18 protein-coding genes are annotated in these 18,274 nt (G+C 54.2%); 12 read left to right on the forward strand and 6 right to left on the reverse strand.

Going from position 1 to position 18,274, the window contains the following annotated elements; genetic code table 11:
- Positions 1 to 255 precede the first annotated feature (255 nt).
- The 4 genes from NQU42_RS02285 (at position 256) to dph2 (ending at position 3,333) form a co-directional block, all read left to right on the forward strand.
- Positions 256 to 486 (forward strand): TRAM domain-containing protein, encoded by a 231-nt coding sequence (locus NQU42_RS02285; protein WP_296608707.1) that lies wholly within the window; start codon positions 256 to 258, stop codon positions 484 to 486.
- A gap of 314 nt (positions 487 to 800) precedes the next feature.
- Complete coding sequence (locus NQU42_RS02290; protein ID WP_296608708.1) at positions 801 to 1,319, forward strand: helix-turn-helix domain-containing protein; 519 nt, start codon at positions 801 to 803, stop codon at positions 1,317 to 1,319.
- Positions 1,320 to 1,324: 5 nt separating this feature from the next.
- The gene (gene fen / locus NQU42_RS02295) at positions 1,325 to 2,335 is read left to right on the forward strand and encodes a flap endonuclease-1 (RefSeq protein WP_296608710.1); all 1,011 of its coding nucleotides are present in this window, start codon (positions 1,325 to 1,327) and stop codon (positions 2,333 to 2,335) included.
- Entirely contained in the window at positions 2,335 to 3,333 is a 999-nt protein-coding gene (dph2, locus tag NQU42_RS02300) for a diphthamide biosynthesis enzyme Dph2 (RefSeq protein WP_296608711.1), read from the forward strand. Before fen ends, dph2 begins: the two co-directional genes overlap by 1 nt.
- 51 nt (positions 3,334 to 3,384) lie before the next feature.
- Here dph2 and mfnA read toward each other — a convergent pair whose 3' ends face one another.
- Complete coding sequence (mfnA, locus tag NQU42_RS02305) at positions 3,385 to 4,533, reverse strand: tyrosine decarboxylase MfnA (RefSeq protein ID WP_296608713.1); 1,149 nt, start codon at positions 4,531 to 4,533, stop codon at positions 3,385 to 3,387.
- Positions 4,530 to 6,794, reverse strand: coding sequence for a phosphoenolpyruvate synthase (gene ppsA / locus NQU42_RS02310; RefSeq protein ID WP_296608715.1), 2,265 nt, complete (start codon positions 6,792 to 6,794; stop codon positions 4,530 to 4,532). The genes mfnA and ppsA overlap by 4 nt, the downstream gene beginning before the upstream one ends.
- 178 nt (positions 6,795 to 6,972) lie before the next feature.
- Here ppsA and NQU42_RS02315 point away from each other — a divergent pair, with 178 nt between their 5' ends.
- The 4 genes from NQU42_RS02315 to NQU42_RS02330 all read left to right on the forward strand — a co-directional run bounded on the left by NQU42_RS02315 (position 6,973) and on the right by NQU42_RS02330 (position 10,664).
- Entirely contained in the window at positions 6,973 to 7,599 is a 627-nt protein-coding gene (locus NQU42_RS02315) for a LysE family transporter (protein WP_296608718.1), read from the forward strand.
- A gap of 1 nt (position 7,600) precedes the next feature.
- Positions 7,601 to 8,179, forward strand: coding sequence for a stage II sporulation protein M (locus tag NQU42_RS02320; protein ID WP_296608719.1), 579 nt, complete (start codon positions 7,601 to 7,603; stop codon positions 8,177 to 8,179).
- An 8-nt stretch (positions 8,180 to 8,187) separates the two neighbouring features.
- Positions 8,188 to 9,648, forward strand: a complete 1,461-nt coding sequence (gene proS / locus NQU42_RS02325) for a proline--tRNA ligase (RefSeq protein ID WP_296608720.1) — start codon at positions 8,188 to 8,190, stop codon at positions 9,646 to 9,648.
- Between the two features lie 116 nt (positions 9,649 to 9,764).
- Positions 9,765 to 10,664, forward strand: coding sequence for an ATP-grasp domain-containing protein (locus NQU42_RS02330; protein WP_296608722.1), 900 nt, complete (start codon positions 9,765 to 9,767; stop codon positions 10,662 to 10,664).
- Here the strand turns inward: NQU42_RS02330 and NQU42_RS02335 are convergent.
- The 4 genes from NQU42_RS02335 to nifS all read right to left on the reverse strand — a co-directional run bounded on the left by NQU42_RS02335 (position 10,661) and on the right by nifS (position 14,634).
- A complete protein-coding gene (locus tag NQU42_RS02335) occupies positions 10,661 to 10,834 on the reverse strand; it encodes a preprotein translocase subunit Sec61beta (RefSeq protein WP_296608723.1) in 174 nt (57 codons plus the stop codon). The two genes, NQU42_RS02330 and NQU42_RS02335, sit on opposite strands and share 4 nt — an antisense overlap.
- A 348-nt stretch (positions 10,835 to 11,182) precedes the next feature.
- Complete coding sequence (locus tag NQU42_RS02340; RefSeq protein ID WP_296608724.1) at positions 11,183 to 12,382, reverse strand: hypothetical protein; 1,200 nt, start codon at positions 12,380 to 12,382, stop codon at positions 11,183 to 11,185.
- 56 nt (positions 12,383 to 12,438) lie between these two features.
- Positions 12,439 to 13,413 carry a hypothetical protein gene (locus NQU42_RS02345; protein WP_296608726.1) on the reverse strand — a complete coding sequence of 325 codons (975 nt, stop codon included), beginning with the start codon at positions 13,411 to 13,413 and terminating at the stop codon, positions 12,439 to 12,441.
- Between the two features lie 72 nt (positions 13,414 to 13,485).
- The gene (gene nifS / locus NQU42_RS02350) at positions 13,486 to 14,634 is read right to left on the reverse strand and encodes a cysteine desulfurase NifS (RefSeq protein WP_296608727.1); all 1,149 of its coding nucleotides are present in this window, start codon (positions 14,632 to 14,634) and stop codon (positions 13,486 to 13,488) included.
- A gap of 289 nt (positions 14,635 to 14,923) precedes the next feature.
- Between nifS and NQU42_RS02355 the strand changes: the two genes are divergently transcribed.
- The 4 genes from NQU42_RS02355 to NQU42_RS02370 all read left to right on the forward strand — a co-directional run bounded on the left by NQU42_RS02355 (position 14,924) and on the right by NQU42_RS02370 (position 18,214).
- Complete coding sequence (locus tag NQU42_RS02355; protein WP_296608729.1) at positions 14,924 to 15,322, forward strand: hypothetical protein; 399 nt, start codon at positions 14,924 to 14,926, stop codon at positions 15,320 to 15,322.
- Between the two features lie 329 nt (positions 15,323 to 15,651).
- Positions 15,652 to 16,248, forward strand: coding sequence for a DNA-binding response regulator (locus NQU42_RS02360; protein WP_296608731.1), 597 nt, complete (start codon positions 15,652 to 15,654; stop codon positions 16,246 to 16,248).
- Between the two features lie 1,063 nt (positions 16,249 to 17,311).
- Complete coding sequence (locus tag NQU42_RS02365) at positions 17,312 to 17,731, forward strand: hypothetical protein (protein ID WP_296608732.1); 420 nt, start codon at positions 17,312 to 17,314, stop codon at positions 17,729 to 17,731.
- 21 nt (positions 17,732 to 17,752) lie between these two features.
- Positions 17,753 to 18,214: a hypothetical protein gene (locus NQU42_RS02370; protein WP_296608735.1), complete on the forward strand. Its 462-nt coding sequence runs from the start codon at positions 17,753 to 17,755 to the stop codon at positions 18,212 to 18,214.
- Positions 18,215 to 18,274 lie beyond the last annotated feature (60 nt).

An 18,274-nucleotide genomic window follows, 5' to 3' on the forward strand; every position in this document is an offset into this window, starting at 1 on the left:
GCTATCGCGAAAAGCTTAATTTCTAAAGGCACCTTATTCCTGCTGAATAGGGGTATGCTGGATAACACAGAAATCAAAGATGTGGATGTCATCCGGCATCACCTCTTTAAATTTCATTGAAGTAACATTATACTCAGCTCTTGCTTTTATCTTATTCGGGTCCCATATCACAGGCGCAAGCCTTTAATAGTAGAATTGAGATGTGTTAACTGCGTAAAACTGGTTTTATCTGTTTTTCGCTCAGGACGTGAAGAGATGTTTAGAAGCAGGGAAGGCACACCTTCCATGTATGGTTCTGCTCCCGCCGCCCCCGTGACGGTTGGCGCCGAATATGAGGCTAGGATTGAGGATACAGCGCGTGAGGGGGACGGCATCGCCAGGATCGAAGGCTTTGTCATCTTTGTACCTGGGACCAAGGTTGGAGACCAGGTCAAGATCCAGATCGACCGCGTCATGCGCCGGTTTGCTATAGGCCATAAGGTCTGAGCTGGATCTGAAATAGCAGTCCAGCATAGCTGGCAAAAAGGGGCTGGCACCAGTTGCCATCCTCCAATTTTTGCATGTTTTTAGCTTCCATGATGCTGATGCGTTGAGAGCTTAATCCGGAATGGAAAAGCCCGGAAGGAGTCCTACGCGTGCGTGGATGCTGATCTCGCATAACAACCACTACACTTTTGTTTAACAGTCCTGCTGATTCTCACAGCAATCAGCCCGCATGCCCGGCATGGTGCTAAAAGATTGCGAAATGAGTGTTGTCATTAACCCAAAAGTAGAAATACGCAGCGATCTCATCCACCAGTATGTCTCACGCCGACAGGATCATCAGGGCAGCATTCCAGTCGGATGAGGCTCTGAGAGAGACGATAAGATCGGTCATCTCAGAGATGGGGATGAGCACCAGGGAGTTCAGCAAGATCTCATCCATACCCCAGAGCACCCTCTACAAGATACTCTCAGGACACCGGGAGCCAAACATAACCACCCTCCGGCAGATCGTGAAGACCATCCGGGATCTTGAGGGCGGAGGCGAGAGGTTCATAGCGATAATAGCTGCCAGGCCTGTTTTGGACAAGATCGAGGAGACAAAGATGCGTATCGGTGATAAGGTCTTCACTCTCCGTGAGTACTCCGCGACAAATATCGAGGAGGCGATCATCGCAGCGGTGAGGGCAGAATCTGACGGCGCTGCAGCGGTCGTCTGTGCCCCGATAGTCAGCCCGACGGTTGAAAAGCTTCTCACAATACCGGTCGCCACGATAATACCGAGGGAGAGCGTAAAGAGAGCGATAGAGGTCGCGGCAAAGAAGATAGAGGTATAAAGCGCATGGGTGTCGATCTCGGGGATATTCTCGGCAGGAAGAAGGTCTCTATTGAAGATCTCACAGGAAGCTGGATCGCAGTAGACGGCTTCAACACGCTCTATCAGTTTCTGTCAATCATAAGACAGCCAGACGGCACGCCGCTCATGGACTCATCTGGAAGGATAACATCGCACCTCTCAGGACTCCTCTACCGCATGACAAACCTCCTGGAGTCCGGGATCCGGGTGGCATTCGTCTTCGATGGCAGGCCTCCAGAGCTCAAGGCCGGGACGCTGGCTGCCAGGGCTCAGATGAAGGAGACTGCGGAGATCCAGCTGCAGGAAGCGATAGCCACAGGCGCTGAGAGCTTCAGGTACGCGCAGGCCGCTACCAGGATAAACAGCGAGATACTCTGTGACTCCATAAGGCTTCTGGACGCCATGGGAATCCCGTATGTACAGGCACCCTCAGAGGGCGAGGCGCAGGCTGCCTTCATGGCGATCCGCGGGGATGTTGATTATGTCGCGTCCCAGGACTACGACTCACTTCTTTTCGGCGCGCCCAGGGTCGTGAGAAACCTAGCGATCACCGGCAAGAGGAAGATGCCAAGGAAGAACGTGTACATCGATATCCCTCCTGAGGTCATCGTCCTCGAGGAGGAGCTCACAAGGCTCGGGATAAGCAGGGAGCAGCTCATAGATATAGGGATAATGTGCGGCACAGATTACAACGAAGGGCTCCAGAAGGTGGGTCCGAAGAGGGCTCTAAAGCTGATAAGGGAGCATGGATGCCTGGAGGCTGTGCTCGATGCGCTGGGAGAGAGGATCGACAATCTTCAGGAGATAAGAGAGATCTTCCTCCATCCGGAGGTCACAGAGAGCTACGATCTCAGGATGAAACGGCCCAGGATCGATGAGATTATCAGGTTTTTATGTGAAGAGCGGGACTTCTCGGAGGAGAGGGTCAGGAAGGCTGCAGAGCGCCTGAACGCATCGTACCGCGCAGGCCAGAGCACACTCGAGAGGTGGCTCTGATGCTCATCTCCGGCTACGAGATCGATCTCGAGAGAGCTCTGAGAATCATAAAAAGGGCAGGAGTCAGAAGGGTCGGAGTTCAGGTTCCCGATGGCCTGAAGAGATCAGCCCCAGAGATCTCGAGGATCATAGAGGAGACAGGCGCTGAGGTTCTGGTCTCAGGAGATCCATGCTATGGTGCATGCGATATCGATCTCCAGCTCTGCAGCATGGTCGATCTGATGGTGCACATAGGCCACTCGGAGATGTGCGAGAGCCTGAGCGACAGGATCGTCTACATCGAGGCGAGGATGCCGGATGACGTCACCGATGTCGCGAAGAGATCCATTGGATTTTTCACTAAAAGCAGGGTGGCTGTCTGCACAACCATCCAGCATGCACACACGATCGATAGTGTGATAGAGATAATGCGATCCCACGGCATAGAGGCCATCACAGGAGGGCCGTCTCCACGAACCAGGCACCGGGGGCAGGTTCTCGGCTGCTGCTACGCAGCCGCTAGGGTTGGGGCAGAGGAGGCTCTCTTCATAGGCACCGGCAGGTTCCATCCGCTGGGCCTCTCGATGGCGACAGGCATGCGGGTTATAGCAGCGGACCCGCTCACAGGCTCGGTGGAGGAGATCGATACGCATGATTTCCTCCGGTGGAGGTACGGGATCATAGCAAGAGCATCGGATGCAAAGAGCATCGGGATCTTGATATCGAAGAAGCCAGGCCAGAGGAGATGCGTGACCGCTAAGAGGCTCAGCTCTCTCGGGAGATCTAAGGGAAGGAGCATGCTTGAGGTCTACATCGACAGAATCGAGCCTGAGAGGATACTCGATCTCGGCCTGGACGCAGTGGTCTCGACGGCATGCCCGCGCATCGCTCTTGACGACGCGCCGAGATACAGCGTTCCAGTTCTCACGCCGCCGGAGTTCGAGATCGCGCTTGGCGTCAGGAGCGAGTACATCTTCGACGAGATCCTCGATGCATGCGGGGAGCCCGATAGCACGTGATCTTATCCGCCAGCATCTCTCCAAAAGGGGACCGGCGGCGAGGATGTGCTTCTATCGCGACCTCTTGGAGAACACATCTTCCAGATCATTCAGGAAGAGATCGAGGTTCTCCTCGGTCATGTGCGGCATCAGTATGAGCCTCAGCGCCTTTGGCTCTCTGGTCATCGAGACGTGCCAGCCCCTCTCAAGCAGTGCCCTCCTGACCCCGGGCGGATCATCGATCTTCAGCGCGACGACGTTCATCACGGGCTCGATGACCGGCTCGATGCCCATGGCACGGGCTTCTGATACGAGATGCTCAGTCATCTCCATGCATCTCCTGACGACCATTCTATAACCATCGATGCCGAGATGCATGATCACAGCGTACGTGGCTGCAGCCGCTGCCCCGCTTCTCGTGCCCGTCAGCGATGCCTGTCTCGAGACAGTGAGGTAGTACGTCTCCGTCTCAAGCCGCCTGACAGGATCTGAGCTCCTGAAGATCAAACCGCCTGCCGGAATAGGGCTCATGCCCATCTTGTGCGGATCGATGGTTATCGACTGCACTCCATCAACCCTGAAATCCCAGCGGTAGTTTCTGTCAAGGAACGGCAGCACAAACCCGCCGAATGCAGCATCCACGTGGAGAGGTATGCAGTTCTCGATCGCGAGTTCTGAGAGATCCGCGATGGGATCCACCTGGCCGAACTCTGTTGTCCCGGCGATGCCAACAATGCAGATTGTGCGCTCATCTATCAGCCTCTCGACATCCCCGAGATCAACCCTGAGCGTATCATCGAGCTCGGCCCTCCTCACCTCCAGATTGAGAAGATCCGCGATCTTATCGAAGGAGAAATGCGCCGATCTCGGAACGACTATGTTCCCATCGCGCCTGCCCGAGGAGTTCCTTGCGGCGCGTATAGCCTGGATGTTCGACTCGGTGCCGCCTGTCGATATGTAGCCTGCTGCATCAGAGCACCCCAGTAGAGATCCGAGGATGCCCACGACCCTGCGCTCTATCTCTGCAGTTCCTGGAAAGAGCCCGGGGTCGCCCAGGTTCGTCTCCAGGAACATGCTGTACGCCCTCACAGCCACCGGATGGGGGCGGGTGCACATTGTGGAGAAGAGACGGTCGTAAGAGTGATCCTTGCTGCGCATCTCCCTCAGGAGATCTTCGACCCTCTCCTCTGACAGACCTTTCTCCGGGAACGTGTACATCATCGATTCCTTGCAGCCTCTAGAAGTATCGAGAGCTCCGCCCTTGCCACCGTCTCCCTCACAGTGGCCACCGCGTCGATGTTAGCGGATATGCTGTCTATGCCAATCTCAACAAGCCGCCTGGCCATCTCCGGGTAGGATCCTGCCTGGCCGCAGATCGATGTCTTGACTCCTGCCTTCTTGCACCGCTCCACGACGTACTCTATGAGCTTGATGACCGCGGGATGCATCTCAGAGTACAGGCCGGCGACGTTCTCGTTGTTCCTGTCCACAGCGAGCGTGTACTGAGTGAGATCGTTTGTGCCAAACGATATGAAGTCCAGGCCCTCCTCGATGAAATCCTCGATTGTGAGCGCGGCAGCCGGCGTCTCGACCATTATTCCAACATCGATCTTATTCAGATCCAGACCCTCCTCGACCATGATCTCTTTTGCCCGCTTGAGCTCGCTCACATGCTGGACCATCGGCAGCATTATCCCCACGTTTGTGAGCCCGATCTCGTGGAGCTTCTTGAACGCCCTTATCTCCAGCCTGAAGTGCTCCACCTCTGCGAGATCCCTGCGTATACCGCGCCAGCCGAGCATCGGGTTGTGCTCAACCGGCTCGTTCTCGCCGCCCTCCATCGCCCGGAACTCATCAGTGGGCGCGTCCAGGGTTCTCACCCATACAGGCTTCGGATAAAACGCATCTGCCACTATCTTGATGTTCCTGACGAGCTCATCGACATACTCCTCGCTCCGCCCGGATCTTATGTAATAACCAGGTGTCTTTCCAAGCCCCAGGATCATGTGCTCTATTCTGAGAAGACCCACACCATCTGCCATCGTCGCGGCTGCTGCCTGTGCTCTCGTGGGCTCGCTGATGTTGACCTTGATCTCCGTCGCCGTAATCGGCTTGTAGGCCACAGCAGTCGGCTGAACCTTCTTCTCCTCCGCCACAGCCACCTTTCCCTCGTAGACCTGGCCCTTGGTGCCATCGACGGTGACAACCATTCCATCCTTGAGCACCTTTGTCGCGTTCTTTGTTCCCACAACAGCGGGACAGCCGAGCTCTCGGCTCACTATAGCTGCGTGGCAGGCCATGCCTCCCTCGTCCGTGACTATGGCGCCGGCTCGTCTCATTGCGGGAACCATATCTGGCATGGTCATGCGGGTGACCATTATGTCCCCGTCCTTTATCTTCTCCAGGTCCTTGACCCCGGAGATGATCCTCACAATGCCGGTTGCTGTGCCGGGAGATGCCCCGAGACCCGTGACCAGGACCTTGGCTGTGCCGGAAGCCTCTGCTCCGGCCTTTGGAGCGCCCTTGGCTATGGTGGTTATCGGCCTCGACTGGAGGATGTATATCTTGTTCTTCTGCACACCCCACTCGATATCCTGGGGTATGCCGTAGTGTCTCTCCAGGATCTCTGCATACTTCGCGAGATCCAGTATCTCACTTTCTGTAAGAACCTGCGCGTCCTTCTTCTCAGGTGGAACCGGAACTGTCACTGTCTTGGCTGTCACAGGATCCCTGACGATCATGATCTCCTTGGTGGCGATCATCTTGTGGACTATCTTCTTAGAGGATCTGTCGACCACATAGTTGTCGGGAGACACGCTGCCGCTGACCACCGCCTCCCCAAGGCCCCATGCAGCCTCTATCACAACAAGCGGCTCGCCTGTGCTCGGCTGTGAGCTGAACATCACCCCTGACTTCTCGGAGTCCACCATCTTCTGCACTATCGCGGAGAGGTTGACCTTCTCATGCTCGAAGCCCTGCTCGACCCTGTAGAAGATAGCTCTGGCCCCGTAAAGGGATGCCCAGCATTTTTTCACCGCCTCAAATACAGCATCAGCGCCCCTGACATTCAGGTAGGTCTCCTGCTGGCCGGCGAAGCTCGCGTCCGGAAGATCCTCTGCAGTCGCACTTGATCTCACAGCGACAAACACCTCCTCGCCCTCCCGCTCGCAGAGCTCTCTGTACCTCTCCTTTATCGCGTTCTCTATATCCTTCGGGACCTCTGCATCCATCACGATCTTCTTGGCCCTGGCCTCTGCCCTGAGAAGCTCCTCAGGATTGTTCACATCAACTTTTAGAGCGTCGAAGAGCGCTTTCGCAATGCCTGCCCGCTCCAAGAACTGCCGGAAGGCCTGTGCTGTGACCGCAAACCCTCCAGGTACAGGTATGCCTATGTTTATCATCTCGCCCAGGCTCGCGCCCTTTCCTCCGACTACAGATATGTCCTCCTTCCCAACCTCTTCAAGCCAAACCACGATCGCCATTAAAGTCATCCTCTTAGCGTTATCATGAGAGATGGTGGTGCTTCAATTCGCGACCATATATTACTCTTTCCTTTCAGATCCATTGATCCGAAAAATGATGATCTGGCGAGAGGATCTGCGTGGTCTTCTCAGGCCAAGCCGAGAATGCATAAATATCTCATACAACAACCAGCTTCTGATGAATGTAATGGAGATGCTTCTCGTCGCGTTTGCCATCGGGCTCACAGGCGCGCTCGCGCCAGGGCCCACTCTTGTTGCAACTGTGAACAGCTCACTGAAGAGCGGCTGGACCTCGGGGCCGAAGGTCTCTACAGGGCATGCATTTGTTGAGATGCTGATATTCGTGCTGATACTCATGGGCCTCAGCGGCGCCGCAGATGCATACAGAGTTCCGATATCATTGATCGGGGGCACCGCCCTCATATTATTTGGGGCGCTGACGCTGAGGGGAGCGAGCAATGCATCCATATCATCTCAGGGATCTGGGATATCCTCAAACCCGTACATTGCCGGCGCCCTGACGAGCGCGGCCAACCCGTACTTCTGGATATGGTGGCTCTCCGTCGGCTCTGCCATGCTGCTGGACGGACTCAGAGGCGGATTTATGCTCGCCGCAGCATTCATGATAGGCCACTGGGGCGCGGACTTCGGCTGGTACACGCTCGTATCGGCGAGCATTGACAGGGGGAAGAGCGTCCTATCCGAGAGGGGATACAGGTACGTCCTCTCAGCATGCGGCATATTCCTGATGATATTCGGACTGTACTACCTGAGCGGAGTGGCCGGGCATCTCGGATGGTGGTAGTGTGAGATCCAGCGCATACCTGAGATCGATCAGAGGCTATATCGCGGTATCTGTCATTCTGTTCTTCGCAGCCGCTGTATCGGGATTCATGGCAGCTGAGCAGAATCCGGCGATGGCGGAGGAGTGGATGAAGGAGCTGGAGATGCTGAAATGGATCACAGATCTGCCGCCCCTCATGATACTGATCCTGATATTCGCAAAGAACCTTCTGTCATGCGCGATGGCCGTGCTTCTCGGGGTGGGCGCAGGCATAGTGCCTGTGCTTGTCGCCATCTCAAACGGAATTCTTGTGGGAATGGTAGCCTACCAGGTCATCCAGAAGGAGGGCGTTATCTATCTCCTGGCTGGCATCCTCCCGCACGGAATTGTGGAGCTTCCAACAGTGCTGGTGAGCATAGCGATCGGCCTACGGCTCGGCCACATCTTCATCATGACAATGATCGAGAAAGATGGCGATCTCGGAGGGGAGGCACGCGATGCCATCAGATTCCTGATGTACAGGGTCGCTCCGCTGCTGTTCGTTGCGGCAGTGATTGAAACATTTATCACACCCCTTGCAATATCCCTTGCATCCCGGTAGTGATGAAGATGAATGATGCTCAAGAGACGCAGATAACAAGAAAAGATGAGAGGGAGGCAAAGCTTCCCCCAAAGTCGAACTTCAGCGAGTGGTACCATGAGCTTTTGAAGAGCGCAGAGATAGTCGATGTCAGGTACCCTGTGAAGGGCATGAGCGTCTGGTACCCGTTCGGCTTTGCGCTCAGAAGCCATGTCTACCAGATAATAAAAGAGCTTCTTGATGTCGATCACTACGAGACGCAGTTCCCGCTGCTCATCCCTGAGACCGAGTTCATGAAGGAGGCGGAGCACATAAAGGGCTTCGAGGATGAGGTCTACTGGGTGACTCACGGCGGCAGGGACCCGCTGGAGGTAAAGCTCGCGCTACGTCCGACCAGCGAGACCGCCATATATCCGATGCTCAAGCTCTGGATACGATCGCATGCAGATCTCCCACTCAGGATATACCAGATAGTCAACACCTTCCGCTACGAGACGAAGCACACCCGCCCGCTCATCCGCCTCAGGGAGATAACCTCGTTCAAGGAGGCTCACACCGCGCACGCCACCTGGGAGGAGGCGGCGATGCAGGTCGAGATCGCTGTTCAGAGGTACATCGAGTTCTACAGGCGGCTTGCAATTCCATGTCTTGTGAGCAAGCGACCCTCCTGGGACAAGTTCCCAGGAGCTGATTACTCGATCGCACTGGATGTGATAATGCCTGACGGGAGGACCCTCCAGGTCGGTACAGCGCACCTGCTGGGAACAAACTTCGCAAAGACATATGAGATAACATATGAGGACGAGCACGGGGAGCAGAGGTATGTCAATCAGACATGCTACGGGATCTCAGAGAGATGCATAGCAGCTCTCATAGCGGTTCATGGCGACGATAAAGGTCTGGTTTTGCCCTGGAGGGTCGCGCCTGTGCAGGTTGTCATAGTGCCCATCATCTTCGGCGACAGGGAGCCGATACTGGAGGTCTGCAGATCGATCGAATCGGCTCTTGCACGCAGAAACATCCGAGTCAGGCTCGATGATGGTGATGAACGTCCTGGCGCGAAGTTCTACAAGTGGGAGATGCGCGGTGTTCCTGTGCGCATTGAGATAGGCCCCAGGGACATCAAAAACGGCGTTGTAACAATCGTCAGAAGGGATGGAGTGAGAAAGACCCTTCCGATGGGAGATGGGCTTGTTGATGCCATCCTCGCAGAGGCTGAGGAGCTGCAGGCCGTTCTCTACAACCGCGCGAAGGAGTTCATGGACTCGAAGATAAAACTCGTGTCCTCCCTGGATGAGGCGAGGTCGCAGGTGCAGTCCGGCGTCGCCAGGGTCCCATGGTGCGGATCTGTGGAGTGCGGTCATGCTCTTGAGGATCAGGTCGGCGCGAACCTGCTCGGAGAGCCCAGAGGGGATGAGATACCGCCCATGGGTTGTCTCATATGCGGCAGGGAGTCCACAGGGTCGACGTACATGGCCAGGCAGTACTGAGACAGAATGCGAAACAGAATGCGTCTTAGCAAGAGCTGGTTTATGGAGATTTATTGTTCCGATGTGAAGATGAGGAATGGCGCAGCCCCAGATCCCCGCTCCGGAGAGTCTCGCGCATGAAGATCCTGATAGCTGAGTATGCGGTCGCCACAGGCCTTGGCGGAACATACGAGATCGAGGGCAGGGCGATGCTCTCGACGATAGCCCGGAGCTTTGTGAGGTGCGGTCACAGGGTGGTGTATCCAACATCAGGACCTGTGGTCGATGCCGGCGTCCCTGTCCTTCTCGAGCGGAGCGACCTTAAGGGGTTTCTGAGCACCATCGATGCAGACGCGGGATTGATAGTGGCACCTGATCCCCTAGCGTCCGATCTCATCAAGGCAGTTGAAAACCGGATGGTCAATCTGGGATCGGACAGTGTAGCAGCCCAGCTGTGCGCTGACAAGCTCGAGTGCACTCTGACCCTGAAGAGAGCGGGAGTGCCGGTGGCGGATGTTGTCGAATCTCCGGAATGCGGATGCAATGTGTATGTCGTGAAGCCCAGGTATGGTTGCGGCTCAGATGGTGTCATAATCTCATCATTTCCCAACGCGCCGGAAGGCTACATCGCGACCAGATATCTCGAGGGCGTGCATCTCAGCGTCAGCTTCATCCGGGGGAGAGAACGGTTCCTGCCGCTCACGATAAACAGGCAGATTATAGAGATGAATGGCAGCAGGTTTGTATATGCCGGTGGCCAGGTGCCATACAGATCCCCGAGGGCGGATGAGATCTGGGAGGTGGCGAGGCGGGCCTCAGATGTGCTTGGATTGAAAGGTTATGCTGGCATCGATCTGGTTGTGGGCGATCTCCCCAGAGTCGTGGACGTGAATGCGCGCCTCACAACATCGATCGTCGGATGCGCTAAAGTCCTCAAATGGGAGCTGGCCGATCTCATACTCAGGGCGAGCTTCGGCGGGCTGCCGGAGAGTGTGGAAGTGGATGGGGAGATAACCTTCAGGCTGGATGAGCTCTAGGGCCAGAGCCCGAAGGTTATGTTCAGGGCCATTATCGCTACGCCAGATGCTATACCAGCGCCCACGACCATCTTCGGGTCGAGCTTTATAGATGTCTCTTCAGACTCGAAGTACCTCATCAGGCCGGCTGACGACATCAAGCCCGGCCCCTCGCCTTTCTTCTTTGCCATGTACGGTCCTCTTACATATCGGTTAAAGTGAACGCTCCCCGCCCTGAAGGGCGGAGCTTCTGGGCTTACAGCCAGAGACTGCGTTCCCAGTCTCATATGTGATAGGTCCCTAGGCGGCACTTAAAGCCTTCCTAGATCACATCCTGGAGGGGAATTAGTCCTCGTGATGCATATAGGTATCGCTCCGGGGTATTCGCTCTCATCCTCAGGCGGGGTCTTCCCGCTTCGCCCTCTCCACTCCAAAAGGCAAATTTCGGCCAGATTCTGTTCTTTTGTTCGCAGGATCTCTCCATCGCTCAGGCGGTTAATGGAAATGCCCCTGGATCGAGCGCCTGCGCAGGGTGGTCTCTAGCCGAGATCCAGGGATGATCTCGCAGTGGATCCGTGGATATCAGATGCGACCAGCACCGCGGTATACCGCGATGCTGCAGCTTCACGCTCAAGCCTCATATCGTAATGGAAGATCGGCGATCTCTTGAGGTAAATCGGTCTCTGGAACGAGAGTGTCTCGCCAATCGAGAGGAACCGCAGGGAGCTTCTGCCCTCGATGATCGTTATGTTGTCTCTCACATAATCAGAGTACCGCGCACCTGGCCTGAGCGCCTCGAAGAGCTCCTTTGAGAGATAATGGATTTTTCCATCAAGACCCTCGATCGCATGCAGCTCCATATCCTCTCCGAAGTACGCAATGGCATCTGAGAAAGGCCCCTCATCTGTCAAGTTCAGCAGGCAGGGCGAGGAGTAGCGCATGTATTTAGAGATGTTCTCCGGAACTCCCTTCGTCCCAACTGCCACTACGGGAGATACAAGCTCAGATCCGCAGCTCACGCTGTACACCACCCTGGGCCATATGAACCTGACCTCAGATTCGCTGCCGCTTAAATCAGCCCTCTCCACCCATACAACCTCCCCGCTCTTCTGGTCGAATATGTAGAGGGAGACACCCCCGAGATCGCCGTCGGGATCTGATATATCTGACCTGATAACAACCCCATCAGTGAGGTTCTCGGAGGAGGCGTTGATCCGTGGGGGGCGGGATGAGATGTAACCGATAGCTGTAATCAGCCACTCGTAATCGCTGGGGGATACGAGCATGCTGGGGCTTCTGGACGCGACAAAAGAGCGATTGAGTGTTGTGTTTTTATCAATTCCGACGAACAGAGTGGAGTACTCAAAGAGCACAAGAAAGAATGGCCTCTCCAATTTTATATCAGGCACATCTATCTCAGCCCAGCTGAGGTTTCTCCCGAAGTAAGCCCCTGAGAGGTCTGTGGTTCTGTAAACCAGGTTGAGATCCGCATCCCATATCTCCAGGACGAATATCCCGTCGCGGTTGAGCATGCCGCAGACCGCAACCCTGGAGAGGGTCCAGTTGTCCGGGGGCGAGAAGAGGACCGCATGTCCCTGGTCGCCTGCGAGCCATACACCATCGTCAGGCGTGCCGTCGCTGTACTGGATCGCCAGATCCACGGCACCTGAAATGGGAACAACGAGCAGCAACAGAATGACAGGCAGCGCGCCGAGTTTTGATACCAGGCCGCGAGGCATAAAGATCTGTCTCGATCTTGCAGAAGAATCATGGCCCTGCTTAACGACATTCAGACTCATCTCACATCCCCAGAGCAGCTCCATATCGAATCCCTGAGAGCTCTAATTGTTCCTGTATCACTTAACATGCAGCACGATAGCCATTCCGGCCCGGGAGATGGCACGGAAACGAGATCATACCCGAGGCATCCGCACATGTAAACTCCTCTCTCCGGCGCTTCATTTATTACAGCAGCATCGTATGTGTTCTTTCCGACCCAGGACTCTTCAAGCCCGAGGTTCTTTCCTCTGCTTTCCATATCTATGACGGAACGTATATCGAAACTCCCCCAGTAGGTGTCGAATCCCTCGGAGGCCGGGGCTTTATCGGAGTACTGCCTGTACCTCTGCATGACAAGTCCAGAGGAGTGAGAACCTATGCTGTAGTGGATCTTTTTGGTCGGACGGAAGAGATCTGATATGATGGTGTCTGTGCTGTCGTTCATCGAGAGCTGGAACCACGCGCTTTTAAGGTACATATCGCATGTGCGCTCCTTTCTCAGATCCTTTGTGTAAAGATAAGAAGTCCCAACACGATCGAGGTTGTTGATGAACGTCTCCCTGCTTGATATCCCGGCCCCTCTGTAGTCAATCGTGCTCGAGGTGTTAAGCACGACCGGCCAGACCTCATCCACAGAAAGCATGTAGTTCTGAGTCCCTGGCATCTTGACCAGCGTCGATGTCGTATTGACATTGTCCCCTGCTGCCTTCAGGGCGATCATCTCCTCAGACTCCATGGTGCCGTTCTTCGCAGAGACGCGCTCGCTCATGCTGACATGATTGATGTCGATCTCTGTGTATCTGCTGTGATCCCCGGTGCCGAGAGCGTACCCGTACAGGTCCATCGAGATGTTCATCGTGAACCTTCTTCCAGTGCTCCATCCGGTATCGTACTCGTGAATCTCATAGCTCCTCCAGCAGGATGCGGTGTCCAGATACATGAAGAGAAGAATCAGCAGAAGAGCTGAGCGCATGGGACGCTTGGAAGACATACGAGTGTTTGTTTCATGTCATCCTATAAAAATTTCTCCGCAGTTCGGTTTCTGCGCAGTTGCTCAGCGCTGCTACCTTATCGCAGATATGCTGCGGAACCGCTCCACAGCCTCTCGGATGCATTCGCCTGCGTAATCTACTTCCTCTTGTGTATTGTCCCTCCCCAGAGTTATCCTGAGAGAGCCGTGACATCTCACCGGATCCAGGCCTATGGCCCTGAGAACATGGCTCGGCTCCAGCTTCTTTGAGGAGCAGGCAGATCCTGTGGAGACTGCTATGCCCTTTGAGTCAAGATAGAGAAGCAGCGACTCCCCCTCCACCCTGCCGAAGCCGAAGTTCAGGTTGATCGGAAGTCTCTTAGTCGGATGGCCGTTGAGCCAGGAGTCATCGATCTCCGATAACACAAAGCTCTTGAGCCTCTCGCGCAGCGCTGTGAGCCTCTCCGCCTCTCTCTCCATGATCTCGGATGCGAGCTCTGCAGCCCTGCCCATGCCCACGATCCCAGGCACGTTCTCGGTGCCCGACCTGAGCCCCCTCTCATGCCCTCCGCCCTGGATTATGCTCTCGATCCTCGTGCCCTTTCTGACATACAGAGCGCCAACGCCCTTGGGACCGTAGAACTTGTGCGCAGATATGGAGAGCAGATCAACCCCCAGGCGGTTTACATCCACAGGTATCTTGCCCACCGTCTGGACCGCATCCGTGTGAAGAGCTATCCCCCTCTCCGATGCAATCGCCGCGATGCTCTCTACAGGCTGTATCGTGCCTATTTCGTTGTTCGCATGCATGACGGATATGAGCACGGTATCATCGCGTATCGCCCTCTCGATCTCTCCGGGATCAACTATGCCCTGATCGTCCACCGGTACGTACGTGACATCGAAACCCACGCGCTCCAGAGACCTGCACACCTCCAGAACAGCCGGATGCTCTATCGATGTTGTGATGATATGCTTTCCCCTGCCGCTGAGCGCGATGCCCTTGAGCGCCAGGTTGTCCGACTCCGTGCCCCCGCTCGTGAAGTATATCTCCTCAGGGCTCGCGCCGATCAGCGCTGCCAGCTTCTCCCTCGCGCTCTCAACAGCATCGCGCGCCTCCCGGCCGAACTCGTGGAGGCTCGACGCATTTCCGTACCTCTCCCGGAAGTACGGCAGCATCGCCTCCAGGACCTCGGGCGCGACCGGGGTCGTGGCCGAGTGGTCCATGTATATGCGCCTCATGATAGTCAGTTCATGCCACATGCGAGTTAAAGCTTCTCTCCATGAGCAGATCGCGGGCTCGGTTCATCGGACACCTCTCAGGAATCGAATCCATTGAAAACAGTGCTGAATGCTTCCTGCTGGGCCCACATTCTGTTGATCTCGATATCTGCGATATCCACTGAATGCGTTGAGCAGATATGCTGGTCTCACTAAAGCTGCCAGCCTGGATCCCGGAGCCCTTTCCTCCGTGTAGTATCGCCGAAACTCATAAGTATTACCAGCGCAATACTCCTGTGCGAGTGGGGTTATGAGAAAAATTAGAAGATTCGCGCTTGTAGCTCTGGTGTTATCGATTCTGGCTATGCCGTGCCTGGCAGATGAGGTGACGCTGGAGTACGACTGGCTATCCCCCTGGTACAACCCGTTTCTGACCCATAGCTACCGGTGGGAGTACAGCTGGGTTTATCCGGTAGACCGGTTTTCTTACTACAGTCCCTATTACAGATACCCTGGGATATACTATCCGGTGTATGGAGCCTATCGCTATCCTGCCTCCCCGTATCTTGTTAGAACCACCTTCGATCCAGCAGAGTTCGGCATCGATCCATGGTGGGATGTCAACGTTTACGGGCTGAGGGGCATGACATTTTACTACACAACACCGCCAACGTTCTTTTATTCGGACGGCGGATACACCATGCGGTGAATCCTGAAGAGCAGCCTTCAGGATTGCTTTGAGCAAAATTAGCGGGCGCTAAATGAGATGTCGGAGCGGCAATCCTCCCGCTCGTCTCCGCGATGGTTGTGGTCTGGCCTTGGGCTTGATTCATCGAATAGCCTCTCAGGAATCTTCAAAGAGTGACATGATTGCTCATGAATTCTCCGAGTTCACATGCCGTTGAGTTCGATGATACAAGTACACAGCCATCCATACAATCGCCGCTGGATTTGTACTGTATGCATGCAATCATAAACAATAATACAATGGAAATCTCTTTATACTATAAAGAGAGTATTTTCACGATGGGTGATTAATTGAGCGGCAAGACCGATCATTTAAGAGAGCTCGTACTGAAGATCGCCCCCACGACCAAGGTTGTCGAGAAGCCTGCAAAAAAGCATGGTACTTTAAGAAGCACTTCTGAGATCGAGCAGGCCCTTCTTGGCGTCGTCTCTGAGATGATAAAGACTTATAACATACAGACAAAGCTCACACCAAGACAGCTCGCGACTGTTGTAAGACTGTTTTACAAAGGTCTCAGCGATACTGAGATCGCAGAGCAGCTGGGGGACCGTGCGCTCAATAAGACCGTGAGCCGGGCCCGGATAAAGCTTCACCTTTTCCGTGATTCAGATCTCAAGCCGCCCTTCGACAGAGAGCTCTTCATAAAGCTCTGGGAGGAGGGAAAGTCTGTGAAGGAGATGAGCGAGATCCTTCACGTGGCTCCGTCCACCGTGAGCGAGTACAAGAACATATTCGAAAGCCAGAGGGCTTCTGAGAGAGACGGATACCTCAAGAGGTTCGAGGAGATACTGTCAGATCAGGATGTCTCTGAGAGAATGGTCTCCCACATATCCAAAGACGGTCTACAGGATACAATGGACACAGACTACGAGGCGGCGGAGGCGTAACTACAATCAGCTTCTCAACATGCACAGCGCTCGCGGAGAGCGGGTATCTGCAATACAGCAGTTAGTTTTCGTTTTCAGATGCGCCGGCCAGACGTGCTGAGTGGAACTGCTGGGTTCTGAATGAAGAGGGCTGTTGGCTGGATCGCAGAACAGCCCCCTGATTCGGCGTTAAACAGAATGTGAATGCTCCCAGCCCTGATGGGCGGAGCTTCTGGGCTTACAGCCAGAGACTGCGTTCACAGTCTCATAGTAATAGATCCTCAGGCACCACCTTCAAGATCATACCTTGAAGTTGAGCGTCGTGATTTATACTATCGCTCCGAAGGGGGCTTCGCTCTCATCCTCAGGCGGGGTATTCTCGCTTCGCCCTATTCCATCCCTAAAGTTATGATGGAGTCAAATGCTTTGATCTCAGCGATATTAATAATGACCACTTTGATGGTTGAGCATACAATGTCAGAGGTTTCGGGACTCTACAATTACGGAAATTACTCCAAATATGGGAGTTTCGCCTTGAACTCATCTATCGCGTTCAGCATCATTTTATGCTGTGTTGAATAATTAAGAGCTCTAAGGTCGTAAGCTATCGATTTTTTACTAGAATTTCAATTCGTATGAATCCAGCCTCTGCTATCGGATTCTCAAACATTATTCAACACAGCATCATTTTCGGAAAGTTTATACCTTAAGAGCACAAAGTGCACCGATGAATGGGTAGCATTGAAGGGTAATTGAAGCATTAGCCCCATAGGTTTGCGGCTTTTAGCTGCGCGAACAGTTTCTCTCAACCAACAGAATTAGCTTTGCTGTTCAGTTTTGAATATTATATTATAATAGTATACAAACGTTATTACCAGAACCTGGGCCATTTTTGAGGCACCCAACTCTGTCGCATGAGCATTGCATTTATTATCCATCAGATTTAATAGCCGATACGCAGTTAGATCCATTCGATATCTTTATTAGAATATATAACCAAAACTTAAGAAAGTTACCAAAAAATATAAATAATTCCAAGTAGATTAACTCTTACATCTAAAGGATGTATGGGTGGTGAAAAAACATGAAAATAGCGATATTGCTGGCTGTGACACTGGCGCTGTTGACCACTGCCATGGCACAGGATTCCTTTGCCCCGATGGCTGGGATGGGCACATCTCAGACGGCGTTCATAGCTGCTAACGGCGTATACTCCGCGGGCGGCGCTGGCTTTGCGTTCCCGGTCATTCCTGGACAGAACTACAACTACGATGATATATACTCCGCAGCTGGTCCTGATGTGGCGGTTGCGGCATTCGGCGCGGTTGCAGCGAACACGAAGACCGTGACGAAGAATCAGGATGCAAATGTCTGCTGTAATGTTGGTAACGCCGCACCAACTATCAACCTGGAGAGGATCGGACTCCCGCAGCAGGTTGCCCTTGGCGCTGGCGCCGGCAGCAGAGCCACAAACACAGTCACAATAACCACACAGCAGAAGTGAGCCAGGGAGTAGCAGGAGGTTATGAAAGATATGCAATCACCCGTCAGCGTTCTGATTCTGCTGACGGGTGTTGCACTGATTTTTCTTGCAGATGCATCAGCCCAGGAGAGCAGCCAGAGTCTCTCCATAGAGGATGTGAGGGCGTTTCATCAGGATTTTCTCCGTAAATCAAGCAACCTGAGCCTCATGCAGACTGATCTCCCAGAGATACCGAGTGCATCTTTCGCCAAGCTCGCGCCTTCCAGCACAGGAGATCTAGTTGCTCTGAACTCGAATATAGAGAGGGATCTCTCATACGGCGGAGAGATAGGAGAGAGCGCGCCGAGGATAAACTACATGGACATCTCTCTGGACAAGATCACAGTGATAGCGATCAACATGGGCAGAGGTGGAAGCGCTGTCGCGACATCAAACGTCATGATAACTCCAGTCCAGTCGATCGGCGGATACCCATCATGCTCAGCATTGGACAAGCTGAGATGAGCTGTTTTGTGATTGTGAGTTCTTGATGCGGATCCCGGGCTCTTCGCGCTGCGATCGAAG

The sequence above is a fragment of the Methanothrix sp. genome, assembly GCF_024518575.1.
Classification (GTDB): domain Archaea; phylum Halobacteriota; class Methanosarcinia; order Methanotrichales; family Methanotrichaceae; genus Methanothrix_B.

Coding starts and splice junctions, on each gene's coding strand:
- NQU42_RS02285 (WP_296608707.1), top strand. CDS start 256: ATGTTTAGAAGCAGGGAAGGCACACCTTCCATGTATGGTTCTGCTCCC.
- NQU42_RS02290 (WP_296608708.1), top strand. CDS start 801: ATGTCTCACGCCGACAGGATCATCAGGGCAGCATTCCAGTCGGATGAG.
- fen (WP_296608710.1), top strand. CDS start 1,325: ATGGGTGTCGATCTCGGGGATATTCTCGGCAGGAAGAAGGTCTCTATT.
- dph2 (WP_296608711.1), top strand. CDS start 2,335: ATGCTCATCTCCGGCTACGAGATCGATCTCGAGAGAGCTCTGAGAATC.
- mfnA (WP_296608713.1), bottom strand. CDS start 4,533: ATGATGTACACGTTCCCGGAGAAAGGTCTGTCAGAGGAGAGGGTCGAA.
- ppsA (WP_296608715.1), bottom strand. CDS start 6,794: ATGGCGATCGTGGTTTGGCTTGAAGAGGTTGGGAAGGAGGACATATCT.
- NQU42_RS02315 (WP_296608718.1), top strand. CDS start 6,973: ATGAATGTAATGGAGATGCTTCTCGTCGCGTTTGCCATCGGGCTCACA.
- proS (WP_296608720.1), top strand. CDS start 8,188: ATGAATGATGCTCAAGAGACGCAGATAACAAGAAAAGATGAGAGGGAG.
- NQU42_RS02330 (WP_296608722.1), top strand. CDS start 9,765: ATGAAGATCCTGATAGCTGAGTATGCGGTCGCCACAGGCCTTGGCGGA.
- NQU42_RS02335 (WP_296608723.1), bottom strand. CDS start 10,834: ATGGCAAAGAAGAAAGGCGAGGGGCCGGGCTTGATGTCGTCAGCCGGC.
- NQU42_RS02340 (WP_296608724.1), bottom strand. CDS start 12,382: ATGCCTCGCGGCCTGGTATCAAAACTCGGCGCGCTGCCTGTCATTCTG.
- NQU42_RS02345 (WP_296608726.1), bottom strand. CDS start 13,413: ATGTCTTCCAAGCGTCCCATGCGCTCAGCTCTTCTGCTGATTCTTCTC.
- nifS (WP_296608727.1), bottom strand. CDS start 14,634: ATGAGGCGCATATACATGGACCACTCGGCCACGACCCCGGTCGCGCCC.
- NQU42_RS02355 (WP_296608729.1), top strand. CDS start 14,924: ATGAGAAAAATTAGAAGATTCGCGCTTGTAGCTCTGGTGTTATCGATT.
- NQU42_RS02365 (WP_296608732.1), top strand. CDS start 17,312: ATGAAAATAGCGATATTGCTGGCTGTGACACTGGCGCTGTTGACCACT.
- NQU42_RS02370 (WP_296608735.1), top strand. CDS start 17,753: ATGAAAGATATGCAATCACCCGTCAGCGTTCTGATTCTGCTGACGGGT.